We start from the raw sequence: 24646 nt of genomic DNA on the forward strand, positions 1-24646 counted from the left end.
AGTATTCGATCCCGCCCATGGCCGGTACCTCTTTCACGTGCATCGATTCGGCAATTGAGAGTGTAGCTTGAAGAAGTCCACGTTCCAGTGGTTGAGCGGGGAGGAAAGTGTGAGCGGCTCCATCAAGCGCTTCCGCCCCGGCGCGTGGTCGCTGTGGCGGCAACCGCGCGCGCTGGTGCGATTCTTCCTCACTATCGAACTCGCCGTAGCCGCGCTGACGATTTTCTTCGCATTCAGTAACGACGTGACTACGCGGCATTGGTGGCAGTTCGGGGTGCTGGTCGGGTTCGCGCTGCTGCAGGCCGAAGCGAGCCGCAAGATCGAGAAGGCACGGCGGCTGATCACCAACGCGCCACACGTGAACATGACCTCGGTCTGGGTGTTCGCCGGTGTGCTGCTGCTGCCGTACAGCCTGGCCGGGCTGCTGGTGATCATCGTCTACGGCCACCTCTGGCTGCGGATTCAGCGCAAGATGGGCACCCGCCCGATCCACCGCGTGGTGTTCTCCGCGTCGATGATCATGTTGTGTGCCTATGCGGCCGGCGGCATGTACACCGCGGGAATGATGCTCCAGCGCAGCCACGGCTGGACCGCGTCGAGCACGACACCGATCATCATCGCGCTGGCCACCCTGGTGTTCCTGGTGGTCAACAACATCCTGATCGCCACGGCGGCCACGTTGCACGGCAGGCCGAGCCACATCCTGGTGTCCTGGCCGGATCTGGCACTGGAAATCGCGACGCTCTGCCTCGGCTCGCTGACCGCACTGGCATTGGACAACATTCCTTATCTGATCGTGCTGATCATGCCGCCATTGCTGGTGCTGCACCGAGCGGTTCTGGTCAAACAACTGGAAGAGTTGGCGATTACCGATCAGAAGACAGGTTTGTTGAACGCGACCGCGTGGCATGAAGCAGCGAAGAACGAACTTTCCCGCGCGACGCGGCAGCAGTCATGTTTCGGTGTGATGATGGTCGACCTCGATTACTTCAAACGGGTCAACGACACGTACGGCCATCTGGCAGGCGACGAAGTGCTGAAAGCGATCGCCCGAATGCTCCAGCAAGAGTTGCGTGACTACGACTCAGCTGGCCGATTCGGCGGCGAGGAATTCGCCGTCCTGATCCCGGATTCCTCACCGACGGACGTCGTGGCGACCGCGGAACGGCTTCGGGAGCGGGTGACCGAACTGGAAATAGCCGTGCCGACCGAAACCGGCGAAACGATGATCAACAACCTCAGCGCGTCGATCGGTGTGGCGATCTATCCCAGCAGCGGCACGACATTGGAGCAGCTGATGCTGACCGCGGACTCGGCCGTCTACACAGCGAAGTCCAACGGCCGCAACCAAGTCGTCACCCTGTCGACGTGATGCTCCCCGATTCGGTGCTCTCCGGCTTCTCCGGTGTGGTGTCGGTCGACCGCGGCGGCCAGGTCGAGTTCGCTTCGGCCTATGGCTACGCGCATCGCGGCTACCAGATCCCGAACACAGTGGACACAAGGTTCGCGATCGCCAGTGGCGTCAAGGGATTGACCGCGTTGACGGTCGTCAGCCTGATCGTGTCCGGGGTGCTGGAGCTGTCGACGACCGCACGATCGGTGCTGGGCAAGGATCTGCCGTTGATCGATGACGCTGTGACGGTGGAACATTTGCTTGCTCATCGATCCGGGATCGGCGACTACTGCCCCGACGAAGGTGACTTCGAGCTGCCCGCGTCACCGCAGAATCTCGCCGACACGTCGCAATATCTGCCTTTCCTTGACGGGTTCCCGCAGCAGTTCGCACCAGGGACCGATTTCGCTTACTGCAATGGCGGTTACGTGGTCCTCGCCCTGATCGCCGAACGCGTCAGCGGCACGCCATTCCACACGCTTGTCCGGGAACGCGTGTGCGTTCCGGCCGGGATGACTTCGACCGATTTCCTGCGTAGCGACGAGCCTGAGCCGCGCACTGCGGTTGGCTACGTTGGCGACCGTACCAACGTCTTCCACTTGCCGGTTCGCGGCAACGGCGACGGCGGGGTGTACTCCACCACAGCGGATTTCACGGCCTTATGGTCCGCCCTTTACAACGGTTCGATCGTGCCGCCCGATTGGGTCGCGACAATGACCCGCCCGCACAGCGACCAGTACGGCCTAGGTTTCTGGCTTCCTGGCGGAAAGGTAATGCTCGAAGGCTATGACGCAGGAGTGTCATTCCGCAGCACGCACAATCCATCGACCGGTCTTACGTACACGGTGATATCCAACGACGTCGAAGGCGCATGGCCAGTAACCCGATACCTGGCAGAAATACTGGATTAGTGGTTGCGATCGGAAGTTCGTTGGGGGTATTCGGCGGATCCAGGTTTTCGCTGAGTGTGCCGGGCGAAGGGGCCGGTACCGGTGTTGTACCGGCGCCTTTGGTCGGTGCTGCCCAGAGGAAAATCTGGCTAGGAGGCCGCTGAATTAGGGTGGTTTGCGGGTTGGTTGTCACCGAGTGATGGCAGGCGAGGACCTGGGCCTTGCTGATTCATGGGCGATGCTGGGCGTTCAGGGAGCCCAGGGCGGTTGCTCGACGAGGTTCACAACCCCCAAGACTGGGGGTTGGGCCGTGGTTTCCCTCAGGTAGCCAGGGTCCAAGCGCCCGCCGCATGGGTCAGGCCGCGACCGATGAGGTTGCGGAGGTTCAAGGCTGCGGTGCGGCGTTTGAGCCAGGCGTTGTTCTTGCCGGTGCCTAGATATCGGAGTTTGAGACGTCGGCCACCGCGGCTGGCGATCTGGGAGATGACCCGTTCCACGTTGGGGCGGAACGTCCTGTAGCTCTCGCGCAGTTCGGGCTTGTCCGCCCAGTCGCGTCGGGCTTGGCGCAGCAGGTCATCTCGTGGGTGCAGAACGATTTTACGGCCGGTCTTGGACGTGGTGCACTGTGCACGCAGTGAGCAGGCACGACAGAGAGCGCCAAAGGTGGCGACCCGGGTCCGGCTGATCGGGCGGGTGATGTCGTTGGGGCAGGTGACCGTGCCCGCTTGCTCGTCCACGGTGAAGTCGTCCACGGTGAAGTCGTCCACGGTGAAGTCGTCCACGGTGAAGTCGCCCTCGACCGGAGCCCGCAGCGGCTTGGGCTTGATCACCGCCTCATGCCCGGCATCGTCGATCCCACCGCGTAGATCCCCTGTGCCATAGGCGGAATCGCCGTACCACGCGCGCTTGCCGTCCTCGGCGTCGAGGAACTCCTCGGCCACAGCGGGGTCGGAGTTCTCCGTGCCGGCGGCCGTGGTCACCTTCTCGTCGGTGACGATCCCGGTCTCGGGCTCGGCCGCCACGTGCGCCCGATACCCGTCCCGCCGGTTCTCCGGGGACTTGCGGGTATGCCGCGCATCCGGATCCACTGTGGACACCACCCGGTCCGGGGCGACCTTGCGGGCGATCCGCCACCGCCCATCAGTGCCGTCACTGCCCTCGGCGGGCTCGGCATCCTGACCGGCGACCAACGCCAGCAACGCCAACGCGAACTCCGCGTCGCCTTCCAGTTCGGTATCGGCCAGCGCCGCCACCAGCGCGTTCGCATCGTTGACCAGCGCGGAGACCAGCGCGTCCCTGGCGGCCGGGTCGTCCCAGTCGATCCTCGGCTTGTCCGGCCGACTGTAGTCATGGCCGGTACACACCTTCGCGATCTGCTCCGCCGCGCCGGGCACCTGCCGATCCACCCGCCGGATCGCCGAGATCAGCTGGGTGATGGTGTCCTGGGTGGCGACCGCGTCGGCCAGGATCGTGGAATCCACCGCCCGCTTGCGGCGGCCACGCAGGATCCCGGTCTCCTCGACGACCGTGCGCACCGCGTCGTTGATCCGATGCGGCCGCCCCGAGGTGGCCAGTCGTTTGCGCCAGTACACCAGCGTCGAGGGGTCGAATCCCTTGTCGTCCAATGCCATCCCGGTCGCGACCTTCCACCGCAGGTCACACCGGGCCGCCTCAGCGGTCTCCCGATCCGAGAGATCATGCAGGGTCTGCAACACCAGGATGGAGGCCATCACCGACGCCGGGATCGAGGGCCGTCCCTTGCCCGAGGGGAACAGATCCTCGAACTCTCCATCGGGGAACAGATTCCGGCGATGCCCGGCCAGGAACGCGAACATGCTCCCCGCCGGGACCAGATGACCGACCAGCGCCTCCGCGTCCAGCAGCTCCCGATCACCACGCTCCACACCCTGCATGAAACGATTCTCCCAGCTCAAACCCACATCCTGGGGCGACACGCCGATTATTCAGCGGCCTCCTAGCGGGAAGCTGGGCCGTCGAGACCCCCGACAGACTTCCGATCGTGACCACTAAAGATCCGGCAACGGATCCGGCGGCAGGTAGTCAGCAGTCAGGATCTCCGCGTCCGCCGCCCGGACAACCGAGACGTACTCCTCATCGATCTCCAGCAACAACGGCCCAAGCGTGACCGTCGGCGACAACGAACCGTACAACTCAACAGGCCCAAGCTTGGTCCGGCGCGGATACGTTGCCAGCACGCCAGCCGGTCTGTGACGGCTGAACCATCTGCACCCCAATACCGTCACGGTGTTGTCGGTGACCACGATGAGGTATTCCCTCATCGCCGCGACCGAGCTCGCCGGGAACATGTACCTGACCTGCTCCCCCGCTGGTAGGAGCTCACGACAGCGCCTGCGCACCACGGAGGACACCGGCATCCTCACGCACCCCCTCCACCCGTCCCGCCCTTGTAGTCTGCGGACCGGCGTGCTCCCGTCAAGCCCCCATTAGCACTGGTCACAGATACCTTGCGATTGGATCATGGGACCATGTGGAACCGGGGCCGTACCGGCGCTGGCGGTACGGCCCCGGGGTCACTCACCCCTTAGTTGATGTTGATGGTGAAAGTGTTCGTGGTGTTCTTGATGTCCTGATGGTTGTTCGAGAACCTCAGGTTGTTGAACGTCACCGAGCCGACCGCCGGGCCCTGCCCTGGTTCGGGCATTTCGTTGGCCCACAAGCCGAAGCCGGACTTGGCCTCGAACTGGTCACCGGACAGCCGCGCGCCGCTGATGGAGATGTTGGTCAGCACCGAGTCGGTCATCGGGTTCTGTGGCTGGCCGCCGACATAGTTCGTCTGGAACATGATCCCGCTGTACGTCGGATCCACGATGTCCACATCGGACACCCGGATCCCTCGGTACACCTTGCTCGCGGAGAACATCCAGATCGCGCCGAAGGTCTGCGCGCCCCAGAAATGCCCGCCGGCTCTGACAAGCGAGATGTTCTGGAACGACGTGATCCCCGGCCCGAATCCTTCCATCGGATACCCGAAGTCCAGCGAGCTGATCGTGAGACCGGAGTAGGTCAACGTGTCCGCGATGTACAGGTTGCGGAAGGTGTTGTTCTGCCCGCCGTACACCGCGAGACCTGCCGCCCGCCACGTGGTGGTGGAGGAAAGGTTCTCGTACACGTTGCCGCTCTGCCCGCTGCCGCCCGCGTCGGTCGCGGCGAACAACGCGAAGCTGTCGTCGCCGGTGGACCGGGCGTCGATGTTGCTGAGGCGGTTGTTCTTGCTGCCGTTGGTCATGTTGACGCCGTCGGCCCACATGTTTCGGATGCGCGAGTTGGTGATCGAGATGTTCTGCACGTTCGCGCCCCAGAACAAGCACACCATGTGCTCGGTCCAGACGTTGTCTATTGTCAGGCCGGTGACTCCGTTGGCGTCGAAGACCTTGCCTGGCCCGTCGATTCGGTTCACGTAGTTGCCGAAGTAGGCGAATCCGGAGAACTTCGATGCGCCCGCGGCCGCTTCGATCCGGAAACCGATGTCGGTGCCTTCCTGGTTGGCTGGCGCGAGGAACCGTGAGAACCATGGCCCGGCGCCCACGACCTGGACAGGCTTGCCGTACACCTGGAACTTGCTGCCGGTCTGGTAGTCGCCCTTGGGCAGGTAGACGCCGACGAGGTTGCCGGTGGTGTCCATCCGGACCCGGTCAAGAGCGTTCTGCACGTCCTGGTGGCCGAATCCGGTTGGCACGGTGAACTTCGCCGGATCCGGGTTCGGGGTCTCGGAAACCTGCTCGAAGTCCACGAAGTCGATCGCGTACGTGCTCGTGTTCGACGCGGACTTCTGCAGCCGGATCTTGCTGCCCGCGGGCACTGTGCTGTTGAGCAGAACGCTTGCCTCGTCGTAGATGTGCCGCGGTCCCGCGCCGGGGCTGTTGCCCGGGCTGGCTTCGTTGCCATACAGCCACGAGTAACGCGAGGTCAGGTTGATCGCCTTGTGGAACGTACCGTTGACGAAGATGTCCAAAGTGGAGTTGATGCCACCGCCGCCCGGCGCGTCCGGAATCGAGAACCGGGTGACCAAGGTGTTCGTCGCCTGCCGGTTGGTGAACTCCACCGAGGCGCCGGTGCTGTTCAACGTCACCGCACGCCGTCCGGACGCCTCACCGGCGAGGTCGCCGATTGTCCGGTTAGGACCGACGACGGCCGCACCGCCTGCGAGCACGCCGGTTTCGGCTTCGTAGTGGTCGTACGGCATGTTCGCGCCGCGACCGACGAACAGCGACTGGGTAGTGGTGTTGTTGCCTTGCTTGACGGGCAATTCGTTGCCGTCGTTGGCGATCACGGTCTTGATCGTGTACCGGCCGTTGGCCGCGGTCCACGTACCAAGGGCCACGGGCGCCGTTGTGGCTCCAGCGGCGATCACGCCATTGTGGACGCCACTGAGGTTGGCGACAACGACGCCCGTGTCCGCGTTCGCCACCTGCAAGGTGACGTTGTGCGCACCACTCGCCGAAGCGATGGTGCCTTGGTTCTTGATGGCGACAGCGAAGCTGACGCTGTTACCGGCCGACGGGTTGTCCGGCGTCCAGCTGACCGGCGATGCGATCAGGTCGGAGCTGGCGACCGGGCTGACCACGAGCGAACTCGCGTTGGTGAAGGTGTTGTTGGCTTCGCTCTGCTCGATGACCTTGTTCGACTCGTCGACCTTGGCGATCAACTGGTACGAACCGGCCGTCTGTGCGCCGATGGTGGCCGTGACAGTCGCTTGCGCGCCCGCCGCGAGCCCGGCAACCTGTGCAGTGCCGACCTTGTTCGTACCGAGGTAGAAGTTCAGATCCGTTGCACCGGACGCGACAGCACCGGCGTTGCGGACGGTCGCACTGGTCGTGATCGTGTCTGTTTCCACCGGCGACGAAGGCGACCACGACGACGCGGTGACCGTCAGGTCAGGGTTGGGCGCCGCGACACCGATGACCTGGAACTCCGCAGCCTGACCGGCGGGTGCGCCGCTATTCGCGGTGAACTTCAGCTGGACGTCAGCGGCGCGCGCGGTGACCGGGATCGTCACCGAGTTACCTGTCGCCGGGTCGAAGCTGTACGTCGTCGCCGGAACCAGGCTGGTCAGCGCAGACGCGCTTTGCTCGCGGCCGAGGACCTCGATGGTCTGCGTCCGTGGGCCCCAGATAGCGGCCGGGTTGAGGCGGACAACGACCGAGCTTGTGTCCGCATTGGCGCCGAGCTGAACGGTCAGCGTGTTCGGATACGAGCCGCCCGCGCCTTCCCAGTACGTGTTCACGTCGTTGTCGTTGGCATTGGTGGCAACGAACGTGTGCACCGTCGAGGACGCTGTGATCGGCGTGCCGACAGCAAGGTTCGTACCGCCGTTGCCTTGTCCAACGCGCGTAACGCTGTTGCTGTTAGGCGACTGGTTGCCCGCGGCGTCCTTGGCACGCACGAAGTACGTGACCGTCGCGCTGTCTGGTTGGTTGTCCGTGTACGACAGTCCGGTGACGCTCGTACGCAGGACGTTGTTGGCGTAGACGTCGTAGCCGGTGACGCCGACGTTGTCTGTGGCCGCGTTCCACTGCAGGTTGATCTGCCCAGAGCCCGGTTGCGTGTACCTGAGGTTAGCCGGGGCGGTCGGCGGTTGTGTGTCGCCGCCTTCAGGGCCGTAGACCTCGAATTCGGACACCTGGCCCGCGGGCCAACCCGTGTTCCCGGTGAAGTGCAGCCGCAGGTACCGCTGTGTCGTCGCGGTGTAGTTGATGGTGACGGTGTTGTTGGTCGTCGGATTGAACTGGTACGCCGCCGAGGCAACGAGGTCCGCGAACGTGGTGCCGTTCGCACTGCCGCGGACAGTCAGGGTCTGCGTACGTGCGCCCCAGTTGGCGACGGGCAGTTTCACCACGATCTGGGTCGTGCTGATCGACGCGCCGAGGTCGACCTGAAGCCACTGCGGGAAGGCGTTGTTCGTGCTTTCCCAGTAGGTGGTCTGGTTCGAGTCGTTGGCGTTTCCAGGACCGTAGCCGCCGACGGACCCGCTGGCGGTCAAGGTCTTGCCGAGCGCGAGGTTCGGTCCGGCCAGGATCGCCGGCGTCGTCTCGACCTCGGCCAACGCGCCGTTCGTGCCAGCGAAGTCGACCCGGACGTACCGCGTCACCGTGGCACCGAAGGGAATCTGGACGGTGTTGTTCTCGCGTGGCTCGAACTTGTAGTCCTTGGCCGAGGCGATGGTGAAGTAGCCGACGCCGTCGTAACTGCCCTGCACGGACAGGTGCTGTGCCCGCGCCTCCCACTTCGCGGGCAGTTTCAGCACCACGCCGGAGATGCTTGTGGCCTGGCCGAGGTCGATCTGCGCGGGCGCGCCGCCGCTCTGCCAGTACGAGTTCTGATCGCCGTCGCTGATGCTCGTGATGTCGCTGCTCGGCGCCGCGACGGCAGGGGTCGACAGGCCAGCCAGGGCAAGGCTGGCGGCGATGAAAGTGGCTGATAACCGAGATCTGGTCATGCCGGGCTGACCTCTCGTCCGGGGGCAGGGGTAAACGAGAAGGTTGGATCTTCCGACCACTTGTCGTGGATATTACGGCTGGATGTCACTTTTTTGCGGTCGGGAGTCCGAGCGTTACAGATGCGCTACGGCTGCGTCAATAGCCAGTAAGCGCCCGGGTGATGTCGATTCAGAGAGTCACGGCATCAGGCCACGCAGGCGCACGCCCGCCGTGACCCGCTCGAAACCGTTTCCGGCCAAGACGATCTCCGCGCCCTGGCCCTTGACCATCTCGGTGAAGAACTCGCCGTGATAGACGACGGCGACAACCTTCAGCGCGATGTCGTACTTGCCCCCACCGCCACGCGCTTCGGTGAAGAAGTCACCGACCCGGATCGGGCCCTTGTAGCAGCGCCCGGTGATCCGCACACCGTTACCGTCAGCGACGGGACCGCCACCCAACTCGGCGAACTCGATCTTGCGCATGCCGCCTCCGACGTCCGCCCCATTGGTGAGCCCGCTGCATGTTCCCCCCGAACACGATCAGTAGCAAGCCCTGTGACCTTGATAATTCCGAAGTGTGACAACTTGGGGCTGCGCCCCAGCCCATCGGACGGAACGTCACCGCGTCGACTACCCAAGGTGATCAAGTCGACGAGCCTCGTCATCGGCCGACCACGTACGTCCGGGTCGCGACTGAAATGAGTGAAACAACCAAACAATTGGACACTTAACCAGTTAACCCAAAAGGTCACTTTCCGGTAACGGAATAGCATGTTCAGGCAACCCGTCGGCACCGATGGGACACTTGCCAAATCGGCTGCGGACCGCGAAGATGGGGGCAACACGCCGTAACCGCGTAGGCCCGTTTCTTACCTCTGACCTGGCAATTCGACTTGTGTTACAAGTCTGGCCGGTGAGGTTGTTCACGAATAATTACCTTGGCTAAAACGCCGTACTCGGGTTAGCTGAGCGCAACTCGGGGGATTTTTCGCTGTTATGGCGTCACTAGGGGAGAAAGAACTTTGAAGAAATCGATGGGCCTGCTTTCGCGTGCCGTCCTCGTCGCGGTTTCCGCCGCGGTACTGGTGTCCCCCGCCGCACTGGCCGACCCGGTCACCGGCAACCCCGACACCGGCACCGAGCAGCCGCAGAGCGACGTACAGAAGAAGATCGCCGAGTACACCAAGCGCGTCGAGAAGATCGAGGCCGACGTGAAGGCGGCCGAGAAGGCAGTCGACGCGGCGAAGACCAAGGCCGAGGCGGAGAAAGCATTGGCCCCAGCCAAGGAGCTCTCCGTCATCACGGGCAACTTCGTCACAGAGGCGGACGACTACCTCAAGACCGTACCGGAACAGGCGGACCGCAAGGCACTCGACCCGGTCATCACCCGCATCCAGTCAGCCGACGACGCCGCGAAGGCGGTCGTCGCCAAGGCGCAGAAGAAGATCGACGCGGGCGACCCGCCCGTGCCCCCCAAGGGTGATATCGCTGTTCACCCGGGTTCGGTCGCGCGCGGTGACATCATCGTCGTCGCGGTGTTCTGCCCCGAGGGCAAGGTCGGCAACTTCGCTTCGTCCGTGTTGGACTTCGTGCCCGAGTCGCGCGTCGTCGACGGCCAGATCACCGCGATCGGCGCGTTCGTCAAGAAGGACGCGACTCCCGGCAAGCACACCGCCACGTCCTCGTGCGACGACCACAAGCTGACCGCGACGTTCACCGTGACCCCGGAGATCGTGACGCCGCCGAAGAAGCCGACAGGCGATGACGTGCGCCGCAAGGCCGTCATCAAGCCGAAGGGCAAGATCGAGACCGGCGGCGGCGCAACCGCTCTGCACGCGATCTGATGCGTCGTAAGCTGATGGGTGGCCTGATCGCGGCCACCCTCACCTTCGCCCTCGCCGCTTGTGGCTCGCCCCCGGCCAATTCCGGTGCTCCCGCCCCGACGCCCACGTCGGACGCAGCCACGCCGGCTGGTTCGACAGAAGACGGCCGGATCAAGCCGGCGAACGTGCGGATCCCGAAGATCTCGGCGGAGTCGACGCTCGTGGAAGCGGGCTTGGACAACAACAAATCGATCGTCGTACCGCCGGTCGACCAGCCGATGCAGGCAGCTTGGTACAAGTACAGCCAGGTTCCCGGCGACGCTGGCCCGTCGATCCTGCTCGGCCACGTCGACGGCAACAAGAAGCCGGGCATCTTCTATAAGCTGCACGAGTTGAAGGTCGGCGACGAGATCTTCGTCAAACGCAAAGACGGTAAAGAATTGCGTTTCGTGACGACCCGTACCGAGCAGGTCCCGAAGGAGCAACTGCCTGAGCAAGCCATCTACGGCGAAACTCCGGAGTCCGAACTGCGCCTGATCACGTGCGGCGGCGTCTTCGACAAAGCAGCACATAGCTACAAAGACAACGTGATCGTCTACGCGAAGCTAGCCGCGTAACCGAACCACCGAAAGCCCGGGCCACCCACAGTGGCCCGGGCTTTCGCATTGTCTAATACGACAGCAGCACAGTGTGATCTTGGTGCGGGGTCGTGATCATGGGTGCGGCCACCGCGTGATCAACTTCGAGGTGTGATTGGACTCGAGGAAGACGCGGTGGCCGCGTCGGAGACTGTAGTAGACGAGGGTTTCGCCCGCTGGCAGGCCGGGTTTGACGACATGTTCGCGCTGGTAGCTGGCCGGTTCGCGCAGGCCGATTCGCGTGCCCGTGCTCAGAAGTACCTACTAGGGCTGCTGTCTGGTGTGGAGCGCAAGAACTCCTGGTCGTTGGCGGAGCTCGCCGGGGAGAGCAGCCCGGACGGCATGCAGCGCCTGCTGAACTTCTACCGCTGGGACGCCGAGGCGGTGCGCGACGATGTGCGTGGCTACGTGCTGGCGCATCTGGATGACCCGAGTGGGGTGTTCGTCGGCGACGAGACCGGATTCATCAAGAAGGGCACCAAATCCGCGGGTGTGCAACGCCAGTACACCGGCACCTCGGGCAAGATCGACAACTGTCAGGTCGGCGTGTTTCTGACCTATGTCTCCCGGCATGGCCGGGCGTTGATCGACCGGGAGCTCTACCTGCCGCAGAAGTCCTGGTGTGCCGACCGGGATCGCTGTCGCGAGGCCGGGATCGGCGACGAGGTCGAGTTCGCGACCAAACCCGAGCTGGCCCGCCGGATGCTCGCCCGGCTGCTGGAGGCCGGGGTCACGGTGGGCTGGTTCACCGCGGACGAGCTCTACGGCGACAACCCGGCCCTGCGCGACTGGCTGGCCGAGCAGGCGGTGAACTACGTGCTGGCGGTGTCCTGCGATTACCAGGTGACCACGCCGACCGGGCCGGCGCGCGCGGACGTGCTGGCCGGCCGGGCACCGGCGCGGGGCTGGCAGCGGCTCTCGGCCGGGCGGGGCAGCAAGGGCCACCGCTTGTATGACTGGCTGCTGATCGATCCCGGTCCCGGCGAGCGGCATCAGCTGCTGGTGCGTCGCTCGATCAGCGATCCGACCGATCTGGCCTACTACGTCTGCCACACCGCCGGTCCGGTGCCACTCGCGGAACTGGTGCGCGTGGCCGGATCCCGTTGGGCGGTGAAGGAAACGTTCCAGTTCGCCAAGAACGAGACCGGGCTGGACCATTATCAAGTCCGCAAGTACATCGCGTGGTACCGGCACATCACCCTGGCCATGCTCGCCGCGGCGTTCCTGGCCGTGACCGCCCACGCTGAACGCATCCGCACCCCACCACCGCCCCATCCGGCGCCGGAAAAGGGAGCGCCAGAACCGATCCTGACCGGCTGATCCCGTTATCCTGCAACGAAATACGACGACTCTGGGCCACCCTCACCCGTCCAATACACCCCCGAGCACACATCCAGCACTGGTCTACCTGGCGCCGACGCCACCAAACCCGCGCCCGTCACAGCCACTACCAGCGACAACACCGCACATATCAACAGGCATAACACTGTGCTGCTGTCGTACTAAGCACGGTGATGAACCGAAGCGTTCAGCACCAGAGGAACGCGCAGAACCAGCTACTGGTGGAGCGGAAAGCGCTCAGCGCTGGGTCGAAAAAAGCACGCACCGTGGGGGTGAACCGCCCCGGGATCGATGGAGACCCAATATTCAGCATCCACATTGCGGTCCCCGAGGCCCCGCCAGATTAAAACTGACAGGGCCTCGTATTTACCATCAGAACTCAAAGAAATTAGCCCGCCTTGACAGACCACACCCAAATCCGAGCGGTTCTAAATGCAGTAGATCCCCTAATTGAGAAACTCAGACCAAGCGTTCAACGTCAGATCTAGATTCAGCCCGAATTACCCATCCCTTGAAGCACCCCGAAGATCGCCAACCCCACAGCCTGCACGTTTTCACTATAGAACCCGTACCTATTGTGAAACGCCTCTTCGGACAAGCGATTCAGGAAGGCGAACGCCAAGGCGCCGCACAATGCCCGAAGGTCGGGGAGGGGTAACGTCACATCAATGCTTCCTCGCGACCGAAAGTCCACTTCGCGCCCCCGCAGTCCGAGGAGCCCCTCCGAGACTTCTCCGACCACGGCGGCAACTACTTGCGAAGAGTGACTGCCGCCGTATAAGTCGACAAGAACCCTTCTGACCAGTTCAAACTGAGTCGGAGTGAGGGTGAGAACGTAGACGTCACCCGACCTCCTGAGGCCAACTCTTCGATACATGTGACCTCACATTGGATTGAAGATGCTGTTGAACTCTTCTAGCGATTGATGATACGCGTGAACCATGTAGGAGTTTTGGACAACCGTCACGCCCCTACCGTTGGAGTCCTTTCTGGTCTCATCCCGCCTGGCCGTTGTTCCTGGCTTCCTCCCGTCGACGTGCGTCATACCCAAATCGCGCTGGCCGGTGAGGTAGATAGCCAAGCCGTCTACATTGCCACCAATTCCGTTAATACTATGATCCGCCGCATCGCTGGCCGAGTTGCAATTCGGACACATACGCTGAACGTTGTAGTCAACTCCATCCGCAATATCGTTCCCATAGGTGTCCTGAATTCTTCCATGCGTTGCGTCGTCGATCCCTCCGCAGTTGTGAACGAGTACCGGGGTGTTGCCAGCGAGCACATAGTACGTGTGTAGGTCACTGACCGTGAAGTCGTAGGCGACGGCCGTCCGCGCGGTGTCCGTCAGCAGGCTGCGGACGCGAACCTGCTGGCCAGACACGCTGAACAGAAGGTCCCCGTGGTCGAGTTGGTCGGCGCGTTGCCATTCTCGGTCGGTGGCGTTGTAGAACGGGTGGTCCTCGGTGGTGGTGACGGTGGCGCCGTCTTCGGTGGCGAGTTCGAGGACGGTGTCGTCGTGGGCCATGACGGCCGTCACGACCCGTGGTCCGGTTTCGCCGGTTTCGGGGTCGGTGGCGAGTACTATGTCGCCGGTGTGGAGTTCTTCGATGCGCTTGTAGGTGCCGTCGGCCATCAATACCAAGGTGCCGGCTGCGAAGCTGCAGCCTTTTGACAACATGCCCCGGATGAGGGGGCCGAAAATCTTGGCTACTTTTGTAATCTGAGGCAGTTCAAAAAGAGCTTTACCGCACGACCCTTTACCCTGGACACACTTTACGCCATCGACAACGGTCGATACCACTGGGAGCAAACCGAAAATAGATTCGTGCAGTTCAGGATCGTTGGGGCCCAGCAGCCCTTCATCTCGGGCTGCGGCACAAAAGTCGCCGTTCTGTTCCAAATTGCCGCTGCAGGATTTCTTCGCCCAGTCGGTAACCGCTAGGTCGTGTTCATCATCCGCATAGCCGTGACCCATCGGCTTTAGTTCTTTGATTTGCTTGAACGACGGCACATTCCGCCCACCGATGGAGACTATTGATCCCGGTCGCCTTTTAGGTCTTTTTTGCCTGTCAATATCGCCCCAGAGGCTTGTCGGAGCTTTATCCGACGTCGGAGGCTCATTCCAGTCCGAGTAAGTGTTATCCCGTTTTGAGTAAAAGTCGCAGCTGTCGCAGTATTCCCCGGTGGGGTCGCTGAACGTGACGGGGTTGTTGCCGCTGTAGGTGTAGCCGTTGAGCTCCGCGGGGCTGGTGGGGCGCATGATGGGGTCGGCGGAGATGAAGCGGCCGGTGACTGGGTCGTATTTGCGGGCGCCGATGTCGGTGAGGCCGGTGGCGTCGCTGGTGGGTTTGCCGAGGAAGCCGCGTTGGTCGGGCCATGGCCCGCCCTGCACGTCGCCGAGGTTGTTGCCGTAGGCATCGTGGTCTCGCCGGGTGACGGCGAACCCGACGGAGTCCACGGCGACCTGGCCGGTGCCGTGGAGGTCGTTCAGCAGGTACTTGGGGTTGCCGGTGGAGCCGACGCGCAGCGCGACCGTTTTGCCGCCGTGGGTGTAGTAGCGGGTACCTGTGACTGTTCCGGTCTTGGTGTCCAGGGCCAGTTCTTGCCCTGGCAGGTACAGCACGGTCTTGCCCGGGTCGCGGCGGATGAGTTGGCCACCGTCAGCGTCGTAGACGTACGAGGTCTCCCCCGCGGGGCTGGTCACCGTGGCCAGCCGGTTTTCCTTGTCCCAGGTCAGGGTTTGGTTCCCGGTCGGCACCGCCCGGGTCACCGTGTTACCGGACGCGTCGTAGGTGTAACTCGTCGAACCCGACCGCGCCCCGGTGGTGGACGTGCCGGTCAGCGTGTGCGGTTGTTTGGCACCGACCGGGTAGGTATAGCTGGTGACGCTGTCGCCACCAGGATTGCCTGGCACAGCGTGTTTGGTCTGTTGTTTACGCAGGCCGCTGGTTTCGAACGTCCACGACGTCCAATAAGGATTCGGGCCACCCACATTGGCCGCACCGGGTGCGTTCGCGCAGTTGTCCTTGGCGGTCCAAGCCTGCGACAACCGGTTGAGCGAATCGTATTGGTAGCACTGGGTTCGTATCGGTGTCAGTGCCCCGACCGGGCCTCGGGTTTCCACGGACTTGGTCGGGTTACCCGCTGGGTCGTAGGTGTACTGCAGGTCGCTGATCTGGGCTTCTGCTTGACGGACGGACAGGTTCTGTCCGGTCAGACGCCGGGTTTGCGGGTCGTAGGCGTAGGTCAGCCACGCGGAATTGTCTAGTGAGGACAGTGCGAACTGACCTGTTTCGCCGTACGGGGTGTAGGTGGTGTCGGAGACGTAGTCGAAGTCGCCCCACAGGACCTTGGGCTGACCGAACGTATCGTATTCGGTCCGGATGATCTCGTCGGGCAATCCGCCCGCGTACGCGGGCTGGATCGTGCTCGGTAGCCCAGTCGAGGTGAAGGACAACCTGGTCAGGTACGTGCCTGCCAGGCCGGTCTCGCCAGCGGGGATAGTCGTGCGGTTGCCGCGGGGAAGTCCCATGCCGTTGTATCCGGTGGTGGCGGAGACGTAGTCGCCCTTGGGCGTGTGCCGGGTCGAGGAGGTCAGTTTCCCGGCTTGCAAGGTGTCCCAGGTCCACTCGGACAGTGTTGGGCCGGTGACGGGTCCATCATGGACAGCTACCTTGCGGCCCAGCGCGTCGTAGGCGTAGGTCAGTGTCTGATTGCGGGCGTCCGTGGTGGACGAGATCCGGTCGAGGGCGTCATAGGCTATCGTGCTGGTTCCGGTGTCCGGGTCGGTTTGCGAGATCTTGCGACCGAGGAAGTCGTACCGGTAGGTCCAGGTGGCGTTGGCCGCGTCGGTGATCGATTCCTGTTGCCCGGTGGCGGTGTAGCTGTATTTGGTGATTTCTGGGGCGCCACCGGTCACGTGCCCGTTGCCGTCCACGGCAGGCGGTGTGGTGTGCCGGTGTAGTTCGATCATCTTGCCGCGGACGTCGTTCACTGTGGTCGACGCGACACCACCTTGTGGCGGCAGCACAGTCGTGCGATCACCACCATGGATGGTTCTAGTTTCCCAGGTCGCTTGCAATCCTTTGTAGGCGGTTGATCGCTCGGGACGGCCGGAGCCGTCGTAGGTGACGACGGTGCGGTCGTCGACCGCGCTGTCGGCGACCTGCACGAGCGTGGTGCTGGCCGCACCGTTGGTGTAGTACCGGTTGTTGCTGATCCTGGCCCAGCCGTGTGAGTCGTAGAAGGTGTCCTTGACCGCCCGGCCACCGGCTTCGACATCCGTCTGGGTCTGCCGCAGCAGCCCGAAAGCGTCGTAAAGATTGATCGCGGTGACGTAGTTCCTGCCCTTGCCATGATCGACAAGGGCTTTACTGGTCACCGCCAGAGGCCCGTCCAGCCGCAGGGTGTACTCATACTTGGCGGTCGCGTCGTCGAATCCCTTGGTCTGCCCTGGTTTCCACACCGCCACCAGTCGGCCGAGCGGGTCGTAAACCGCGTCAGTACGCAGCCCGGCGACATCGACCGCAGCGATCGTTTTGCCGCGTGAGGGCTCGTACTGCGTGCTCGCGGTCTGATTCTTCGGGTTGGTGACCACGGTCTGGGACACGATGCCGCCCTCAGCAGGCGTATAGGCCGTCGTAGTGACGTTTCCATCCGCGTCGGTCGACGTCAGCGTCCGACCAAGCGGGTCGGACGTGACCGTCGAGAGCACCGCGAAGGTCAACTTTCCCTGCTGATTGCCGGTAGCTCGTTCTGTCTTCGATGGCAGGCCGCGGGTGACCACGCCCAGCTCTGAAGAGCCGTCGTAGTACGTGCGGGCGACGCTCAAGATCAACCGCGGAGTGGGATCACCAGCAGGACAAGCCTCTTGGGAAGTGATGACCTCCTTGGGTTTGCTGCGGATCCAGTTCTCGGTGTTGTCCGCGTACCGAGTGGTGGCGCACAGATCCGGCACACCATCCCCTGAGGTGGTTGCCGCGACTGGCCGACCAGCCGAGTCATATCTGGTGGTGGTGCTGGTCTTGCGGGTTCCTCCGGCAGCCAGGTGGGTGAACGATTGGGTCTTGCTCGGGGCGGTGACGCGCGCCAGCAACGGGGATAACCCGGGGCGGTTACGGGTCGCGGTCGTTGCCACAGTGGTGTGTTCGGTGAGCTCGGTGGATAGCCGGGGGCCACCGTCGCCATTGAACGTCTCCACTTCGCGGGCCTGGCCGGCGTAGAGGTCGTTGTCGGGCAGTTCGGTACCGAACGAGTCGCGGACCTTGGCCGGGCGTCTGCCGTTGTTAGGCATGATGTCGCCATCCATGCCCCGGAAATACGTGGTGCGTGTCAGGGTTCGCTTGTCTGGGACTCCCCCGACAGTGTTCTGGGTGTTGCCAGAGCGGACCTCGACCTTCTCGTACCCACGGAACTGGCCGTACGTGCGGTGGGCCGGTTTGACCAGTTCGTTGTCGTCGAAATGCCATGCCGGTTTGCCTAGGTAGGTGTAGTTGGTCACCTGCGTCGGGGAGATACCGTTGCGGTCCTGGACCTGGATCTCGGTCACCACATACTTGTGGAACCAGTCCAGAGTCACGTCCTTGAAATACGGCGGGTTCCACTTGACCGGGTAACACATCTTGTCGTTTGTGGACGGATCCGCCGGCACCGTGTCCTTGGTGCACTCGGCTCTGCTGTAGGTGACATTAGTGATCGTCCCGGTGTCGCCAGCGATGTTGGTCAGCCGCCAATGCGCCATCGCGGGCAAATTCTGGTGCCCCAGCACACGGTTGTCGAACAACTGGCTCGTGAACGATATCGGCGGCATCGTGACCGATGTGCCATCCGGCGCGAACCCAGTGCGGACGATCGAGTCCAGCCGCAACTCCCGGTCACCGTACCCCAACCCCGGCAAGGTCTGGTTCAACGCGTACGAGTCCACTTTGACCGGACCAGACCCGGTGTCGTACCACGTGGTGATCGTGGTCAACTTGCGCGTGGTCCAGAACGTCGGCGAGTGGTTATTACACGTCTCGCCCTGCTTACACTGTTGATCCACCGGAACATCCGGCCAGGACAACGCGTTCTTGGGAGTCATGTGGGCCGGGTCGGAGCAGTTGACCTTGGGGTCAATCGCCGGATCGCAGCGTTCCGTGGTGTCGAACGTGACCTGCCCCGGTGCTCGCTGACCGGCGATCCCGCTGCCGGTGTCGCGCATGCCGTAGTCGATACGCTTGAGGGTGCCGCCGCGGGTGTACAAGACACTGTTGGTCTTCATGTTCACGCCGTAGTGATTCGTCTCGGCGTTGTAGTAATAGGCGGTCGCGCCGCCCAGCGTGCTGACGACATAGTCAAGGTTCCAGCGCCACGCCTGCGTGCAGGACGCCTTGGCGAAGTCGCTGTTGTAACACGGGTTGCCCGGATGCGGTCCATACACTGGCGCGGTCCACGTCGAGGCGGCCTCGGGGCGCAGCCCGAAAAAGTACTGGGTGCCGTCTGGTGTCGTGACCTTCCAATGCTCCCCGTCCCGCGCGCCATTGCCCACACCGGACTTCAGCTCGATCTTGGCGTTGCTGTCCGACTCCGCCCGCCACACACCTGTGGCATCGTCACGCACCAGCGCGGTGGTGGCACCAGCCAGGTTCATCGTGACGATGTTGCCCGCCCAGCACAGGTCACCGGTCTGCTTTTCCTTGGGCAGCGCGGTGTCATCGCTACACGAGCGGTATGAGCGCTCGACATACCCTGGGCTGTAGTCCCAGCCTTGCCCGATGAACGAGCCTTGGTTGTTGGTTGCCGCGGTCCGACCGTCCACACTGGTCGACGAGTACGCCAGGCTGATCCCCGGCGCCCCGCCCGTCGCCACGGGCGGGACATCGATCGGATACGTCCACCGAAACCCGCCCGAAGCTCCCGTCACCGACCACGATCCAGACGGAGCAAGCGAACTGGCGACGAACTGGCCCTGCGACCCGCCCGGCCCACCGACCGCAGCCACCACGACCGGATTCCCTTCACCCTGCGGCGAGATATCAGCGGTGACCACACGAGTGCCGGGATCATTGTTCGACACCAACGGTGTCTGAACACGACACTCCGGTTTGTCTGGAGTGGTCAACGCACAGTCCGGCAACGCGACCAGACGCAACCGGCTCCCGAAGCCCGCGCCCATCGACTCGCCGAAACCCGAGTAGTCCACCCCGACCGAGGTCGCCTGCGGCAAGGTGACCGACAACATCACGCCAGCAACCCCGGCCCTGCGCCCAGCCTCCTGATCTGCGATGCGGACTCGCGCGGTCCCCGACCCACCGCCCAGGAACACCGGCAGCGCCCCAGCCCGCTGTGCGGTGCTGCCTCTGGCTTGGTCGAGGTCCACATCGGCCTCACCCGCAGCAGGCCAGTTGGCCTGTCTCGGCGCAGGCACATCCGAGACTCGCGGCGCAGCCGCAGGCCGCAACGGAAAATCCTTGTGAGGTATGGGTTTCATCTGCTGCGGGACTGGCCTATCCGGATCAGTCGCTGCGAATGCGGGCCCTGCCAATCCGGTCACCACCGTTGCGGCGGTCACCATTGTCATCCACAGCGACATGCCCGAGAACGCGCGGCGTTGTCTGCCCGAGGCCATGATCGTTACCCCCCGTATACGGACGATCCCCACCTGTATCGGCCTGCGGACCGTAACGAAGCCACCCGACCTGCCACAAGACCTAGTTGTTTGTTGCCTGGCAATGAGATCAGCGTCAGCTCGGCCATAAGGAGCAAGTTTCGTCAGGACCGGTTCACACTCTGTTCAAAAGCGACTGCGGCTAGTAGTTTTCGCACGACTGTCGAACTTCAGGGGGGAAGCCTGATGCGCCGTCGTGCGTTCGCCATGCCTATCCGACGACTGATCGTTCCCACGATCACCGTCGCGCTCCTCGCGACAGGTGCCACGCTCACCCACACCGCATCCGCCGCGGCGAGCACGCCACCAACCGCCCCCGCCGCGGCGAAACCTCCCGAGGTGGCAGCGTTCGAACAGGCCCGGAAAACCGGCCAACCTGTTGAGGTCGAGGGACAACAGACGACAAATACAACCGTCACGGCGGATCCGGACGGGCAGTTCACCTACCGCGCCACCACTCGACCCGAACGGGTCCAACAAGACGGTCAATGGCGCGCCATCGACACGACGCTCTCCAAACACAGCGACGGGCTCTACAGACCTATTGCCTCGACGGCGAATGTCGCGTTCTCCGGCGGCGGAACCAGTCCACTGGTGACACTGTCCTCAGGGGACAAGAAACTCTCCCTGTCCTGGCCCACACCGTTGCCCACACCGACCGTGCAGGGCAGCTCCGCCACCTACCCAGCGGTGCTGCCCGGCGTCGACCTGCACATCACCGCCACATCGGACAGCTACCGCAAAACGCTCATCGTCCACAATGCCACCGCCGCGAAAAACCCCGCGCTCACCGCGATCACCCTGAACGCCACCACCAGCGGACTAACCCTGAACGCAGGACCGGACGGAACACTCAACGCCAGCGATACCAACGGAAAACCGGTCTTCGTCGGCTCAACACCGCTGATGTGGGACTCCCGACACGAACCCGGGCAACCCGCTCCCACCGCCGACGCCCCCGGCAACACCACCCACATCAAACTCGATGTCACCCCCACAGGCGGCAACGGCGCGCGGGTCACGATCACGCCAGATCACACTGCCCTGCTTGGACAAGACGTTGTCTACCCGGTCTACATCGACCCGACCACCGGTGACATCGGCCCGTCCGACTGGGGCAACATCGCCGACAACGGATTCAAAAACTACCGCGACACCTACGCCCGAGTCGGCCGCTGTTACCGGTGGGCAGAGTGCGCCGGTAGCGGAAACTGGGTCGCTCGCTCCTACTTCGTCATGCCCACCAATGCACTGCAGTCACGAAACGGGCGCACCGCTGTCATCCGCTCGGCCACGTTCACCATCACCAATACCCACACTGGTAACAACCGCTGCAACCAGGTGCAGGCGATGTGGGCCGATCTTGAGTTCACCAGTCAGACTTCATGGCCAGGGCCCGGCGGGCTACACGACATGGACGTCGCGAGGGACGCGTGTCCTGGAGCCTCCGTCCACTACAACGCGATCGACGCCGCCAACGCCCTTGTCTCGGCCAACGCTGGACAGATCACCATTGGCCTAAGGTCGGCCAACGAAGGCGCACAGAACCAGGACCATTGGAACCGCTTCGCCAACAACCCTGCGTTCGCCATCAGGTTCGCGTTCCCACCAGGCCAAGCAACCAACAAAGGCGTTTCCCGTCTGGTCAAGTGCGACAACAAGTCCTTCACACCGGACCGCTTCCCGACCTTGTACGCCACCGCCGCAGACAACAACGCTCCACCACTCAACCTCCTGCTGTACTTCCATGTTTGGACTGGTGACGGCAACACCCTCCTGACCACCAGCCCTGGCATCGAGATCGCGTCAGGCAGTACGGCCGCGTGGCAGGTGAGCACCGACTTGGGCGATGGCGAATATGTATTCCGCGTCACGGTCCAGAACACCGGTGGCGACGGCACCGGAGGACTGTGGAACGGCAGCTATTCAATCTGGTCCCCGTTCCGGATCCAGAGCACCCCGCCAGCATTCTTTGGCGTCAAAAGCCCTGACTACGCCGAGAACTACTGGAGCCAAGGTGCAGGACGGTTCAGGTTCAATTCCTCCTACAGCACAGCGGGCTTCGCCTACTCCTTCTCCGGTCCTGGAACCATCAGAGTGCCCAAAGTCGAGGACTGCAACTACAACCAGACCTTCCCCAACGGCGGTTGGGTAGCAGCGGACGCCAATGGCAACGCGATAGATGTTCCCGTCATCCCAGCCACGATGGCCCCTGGTTATCACACACTGCATGTCCGGGCATTCGACAAGGCACACAACCTGTCAGCAGATGAACGGGCATACACCTTCTACGTCGCTCCCAATTACGGCGTGCCCACACGGATCAACCCAGGCGACCCAGCACAGGTCGCTGTGGCACAGCCCGCGGGTCAGAACATCCCGCTCTCACAGCAGGACAATCGAGTTCACTTCCGTGGTACAGCCGAAGGCCAGTCCTTCACCATGGAGTTCACCGCCCCGATCGAGGCCGACTACGCACTGGGGCTCAACGTTAGGCTCAAACAAATGGACGGTGGCGCGATCGCCGTCGCTCTCGACGGCGTCGCGAAACCCGACATCCGCATGTTCGATGTCTACGGCCGACTGGGCGGCGTCCACCTGACCAAGGGCAAGCACGTGATCACTCTGACCACAGGGGAATCGGGAGAAATTCAAGCTCCATATGACATCGACGTCACCGGAATCGACGCGGTACCACTCAACAATGTGACCGCGAACAGCTTCGCCGATGCGATGAACAACGATGGCATCAGCAACGACGGCATCACCGTCGCCGCGGACAAGTCCCTCGATCTGGATGGCGGCTCGCTGTCGGCACAAACCTTGGCCGCAGCCGGACTCACACCAGGATCCAGCCTCACCGTCCAAGGCGCCACCTTCACCCTGCCCGCCCCCAACAAGGCAGGTAACGACAACGTGATCGCCATCGGACAAACCATTCCTTTGCCTGCCGCACACCAGGTTCCCGCCAACGCCATCGGACTTCTCGCGGTCAGCACCTGCGGCGCGAACCCCACCACACCCGCAGCCATCACCTACACCGACGGCACCACCGACAAACAACAACTCGTCGCCCTGCCCGACTGGGCCCTGGCACCCCACGGCGTGGCCACCCCCGTGGCCACCCTGCCCTACCGCAACACCGGCGCCACCCGCGACACCGTCCACAAACCCACCGTCTACGCGGTGTTCCTCCCCGCCAACCCCCTCAAAACCGTGCAGAAAATCACCCTGCCCAACATCGGCACCGCCTTCCGCCGCACCTGCCTGGACAACGCCGCCCTGCACGTCCTCGCCATGGCACCGCGGCCCGTCACACCACCAGACGGCAAAACTTGGGCAGGCGCCTGGAGCGCACCCGCCGACAACGCCACCGCGCCACCCAGCGGTGGGTTCGCCGACAAGACCCTGCGGGTCATCGCCCACCCTGCCATCACCGGCGCCGAAGCCCGTATCCGCCTGTCCAACACCGGTTCCCCTACCCCGGTGACGTTTGACGCGGCCACTATCGCCGCTCACACCACCGGCCCCGGCATCAACACCCCCACCACATTCACCTTCGGCGGCAACACAACCGTCACCATCCCCGCGGGTGGTGACGTCCACAGCGACCCCGTCGCGCTGCCCACCGGTGGATCCGGCAATATCGCCGTCAGCCTGCACCTACCCCAGGCTGTGACCGCGGCACCCACACATACCTCCAACGGCACCACCACCTACGTAGCCTCCGGCAACGCCACCAGAAACCAAGACACAGCGGCATTCCCCACCAGCCTGCCCAGCACCCACTACCTGACCGGCATCGACGTCACCACCGCACCCGGCAACGGCACCGTGGCCGTACTGGCCGACCAGAACACCCGCGCCCCAGGCACATTCACCGGGTGGAGCGACACACTCGCCACCCAACTCGGCAACCAACTGCCCGGCGGCCTGGTGACCACCACCCACACCACCCCACCGCCGCCAGGATGGTGGACCGCACTCAACCAAACCACCCTCGCCGGCCCCCGCCTGCGCACCGCTGTGGTCACCCTTGGCGCACAAGACATCCTCAACGGCGACACGCCACAGGCCATCCAGGACAAACTGACCGGACTCATCCGGGACATCAACGGCATCAACCGCTACAAACGACCTGACGGAGCTCGCATCCACATCGTCCTGGCCACCATCGCCCCTCTCGGCCTCGACCCCACCAGCACGCAGGAAAAAAACCGCCAACAACTCAACGCCACCATCATCAACCAATACCGGCTATACGGCGCCAACGAACTCATCAACATCGATCAAGCACTCCGCGACACCACCAACCCATCCAAGGTCAAACCCGAATATCTCACCGGCGGCGTTCCCAACAACACCTACTACCAACGCATCGCACAGACCGTCCATACTGAGATCACCAACGGCACCGTGAGTTTCTAGATATGGAACGCCGGTCGCCCAGTGCGGG

11 protein-coding genes are annotated in these 24646 nt (G+C 63.3%); 6 read left to right on the forward strand and 5 right to left on the reverse strand.

All coding sequences use genetic code 11. The features are described from left to right. Nucleotides 1-109 precede the first annotated feature (109 nt). Together LWC34_RS41545 and LWC34_RS41550 are read left to right on the forward strand one after the other, a co-directional pair. Complete coding sequence (locus tag LWC34_RS41545) at nt 110-1372, forward strand: GGDEF domain-containing protein (RefSeq protein WP_233730697.1); 1263 nt, start codon at nt 110-112, stop codon at nt 1370-1372. Further along, on the forward strand, nt 1372-2304 hold the full coding sequence (locus tag LWC34_RS41550; RefSeq protein WP_233731020.1) for a serine hydrolase domain-containing protein: 933 nt from the start codon (nt 1372-1374) through the stop codon (nt 2302-2304). Before LWC34_RS41545 ends, LWC34_RS41550 begins: the two co-directional genes overlap by 1 nt. Before the next feature lie 299 nt (nt 2305-2603). Here LWC34_RS41550 and LWC34_RS41555 read toward each other — a convergent pair whose 3' ends face one another. The 4 genes from LWC34_RS41555 to LWC34_RS41570 all read right to left on the reverse strand — a co-directional run bounded on the left by LWC34_RS41555 (nt 2604) and on the right by LWC34_RS41570 (nt 9226). Further along, nucleotides 2604-4196, reverse strand: coding sequence for an IS1182 family transposase (locus LWC34_RS41555; protein ID WP_233730698.1), 1593 nt, complete (start codon nt 4194-4196; stop codon nt 2604-2606). Nucleotides 4197-4310: 114 nt separating this feature from the next. Further along, nucleotides 4311-4679 carry a hypothetical protein gene (locus LWC34_RS41560; RefSeq protein ID WP_233730699.1) on the reverse strand — a complete coding sequence of 123 codons (369 nt, stop codon included), beginning with the start codon at nt 4677-4679 and terminating at the stop codon, nt 4311-4313. A 167-nt stretch (nt 4680-4846) separates the two neighbouring features. After that, the gene (locus LWC34_RS41565) at nt 4847-8761 is read right to left on the reverse strand and encodes a discoidin domain-containing protein (RefSeq protein WP_233730700.1); all 3915 of its coding nucleotides are present in this window, start codon (nt 8759-8761) and stop codon (nt 4847-4849) included. A 177-nt stretch (nt 8762-8938) separates the two neighbouring features. Next, nucleotides 8939-9226: a hypothetical protein gene (locus LWC34_RS41570; RefSeq protein ID WP_233730701.1), complete on the reverse strand. Its 288-nt coding sequence runs from the start codon at nt 9224-9226 to the stop codon at nt 8939-8941. A 539-nt stretch (nt 9227-9765) separates the two neighbouring features. Here LWC34_RS41570 and LWC34_RS41575 point away from each other — a divergent pair. The 3 genes from LWC34_RS41575 to LWC34_RS41585 all read left to right on the forward strand — a co-directional run bounded on the left by LWC34_RS41575 (nt 9766) and on the right by LWC34_RS41585 (nt 12524). Beyond that, nucleotides 9766-10587 carry a hypothetical protein gene (locus LWC34_RS41575; RefSeq protein ID WP_233730702.1) on the forward strand — a complete coding sequence of 274 codons (822 nt, stop codon included), beginning with the start codon at nt 9766-9768 and terminating at the stop codon, nt 10585-10587. Further along, nucleotides 10587-11183 carry a class F sortase gene (locus LWC34_RS41580; protein ID WP_233730703.1) on the forward strand — a complete coding sequence of 199 codons (597 nt, stop codon included), beginning with the start codon at nt 10587-10589 and terminating at the stop codon, nt 11181-11183. Before LWC34_RS41575 ends, LWC34_RS41580 begins: the two co-directional genes overlap by 1 nt. Nucleotides 11184-11402: 219 nt before the next feature. Further along, nucleotides 11403-12524: an IS701 family transposase gene (locus LWC34_RS41585; protein ID WP_233731021.1), complete on the forward strand. Its 1122-nt coding sequence runs from the start codon at nt 11403-11405 to the stop codon at nt 12522-12524. A 904-nt stretch (nt 12525-13428) separates the two neighbouring features. On the opposite strand, the gene LWC34_RS41590 is transcribed toward LWC34_RS41585, so the two are convergent. Further along, entirely contained in the window at nt 13429-20151 is a 6723-nt protein-coding gene (locus tag LWC34_RS41590) for a polymorphic toxin-type HINT domain-containing protein (protein ID WP_233730704.1), read from the reverse strand. A 225-nt stretch (nt 20152-20376) separates the two neighbouring features. Between LWC34_RS41590 and LWC34_RS41595 the strand changes: the two genes are divergently transcribed. Beyond that, nucleotides 20377-24618, forward strand: a complete 4242-nt coding sequence (locus LWC34_RS41595; RefSeq protein WP_233730705.1) for a beta-sandwich domain-containing protein — start codon at nt 20377-20379, stop codon at nt 24616-24618. The last annotated feature ends 28 nt before the right edge of the window (nt 24619-24646 follow it).

This window comes from Kibdelosporangium philippinense, assembly GCF_021390435.2.
Taxonomy (GTDB): Bacteria; Actinomycetota; Actinomycetes; order Mycobacteriales; family Pseudonocardiaceae; genus Kibdelosporangium; species Kibdelosporangium philippinense.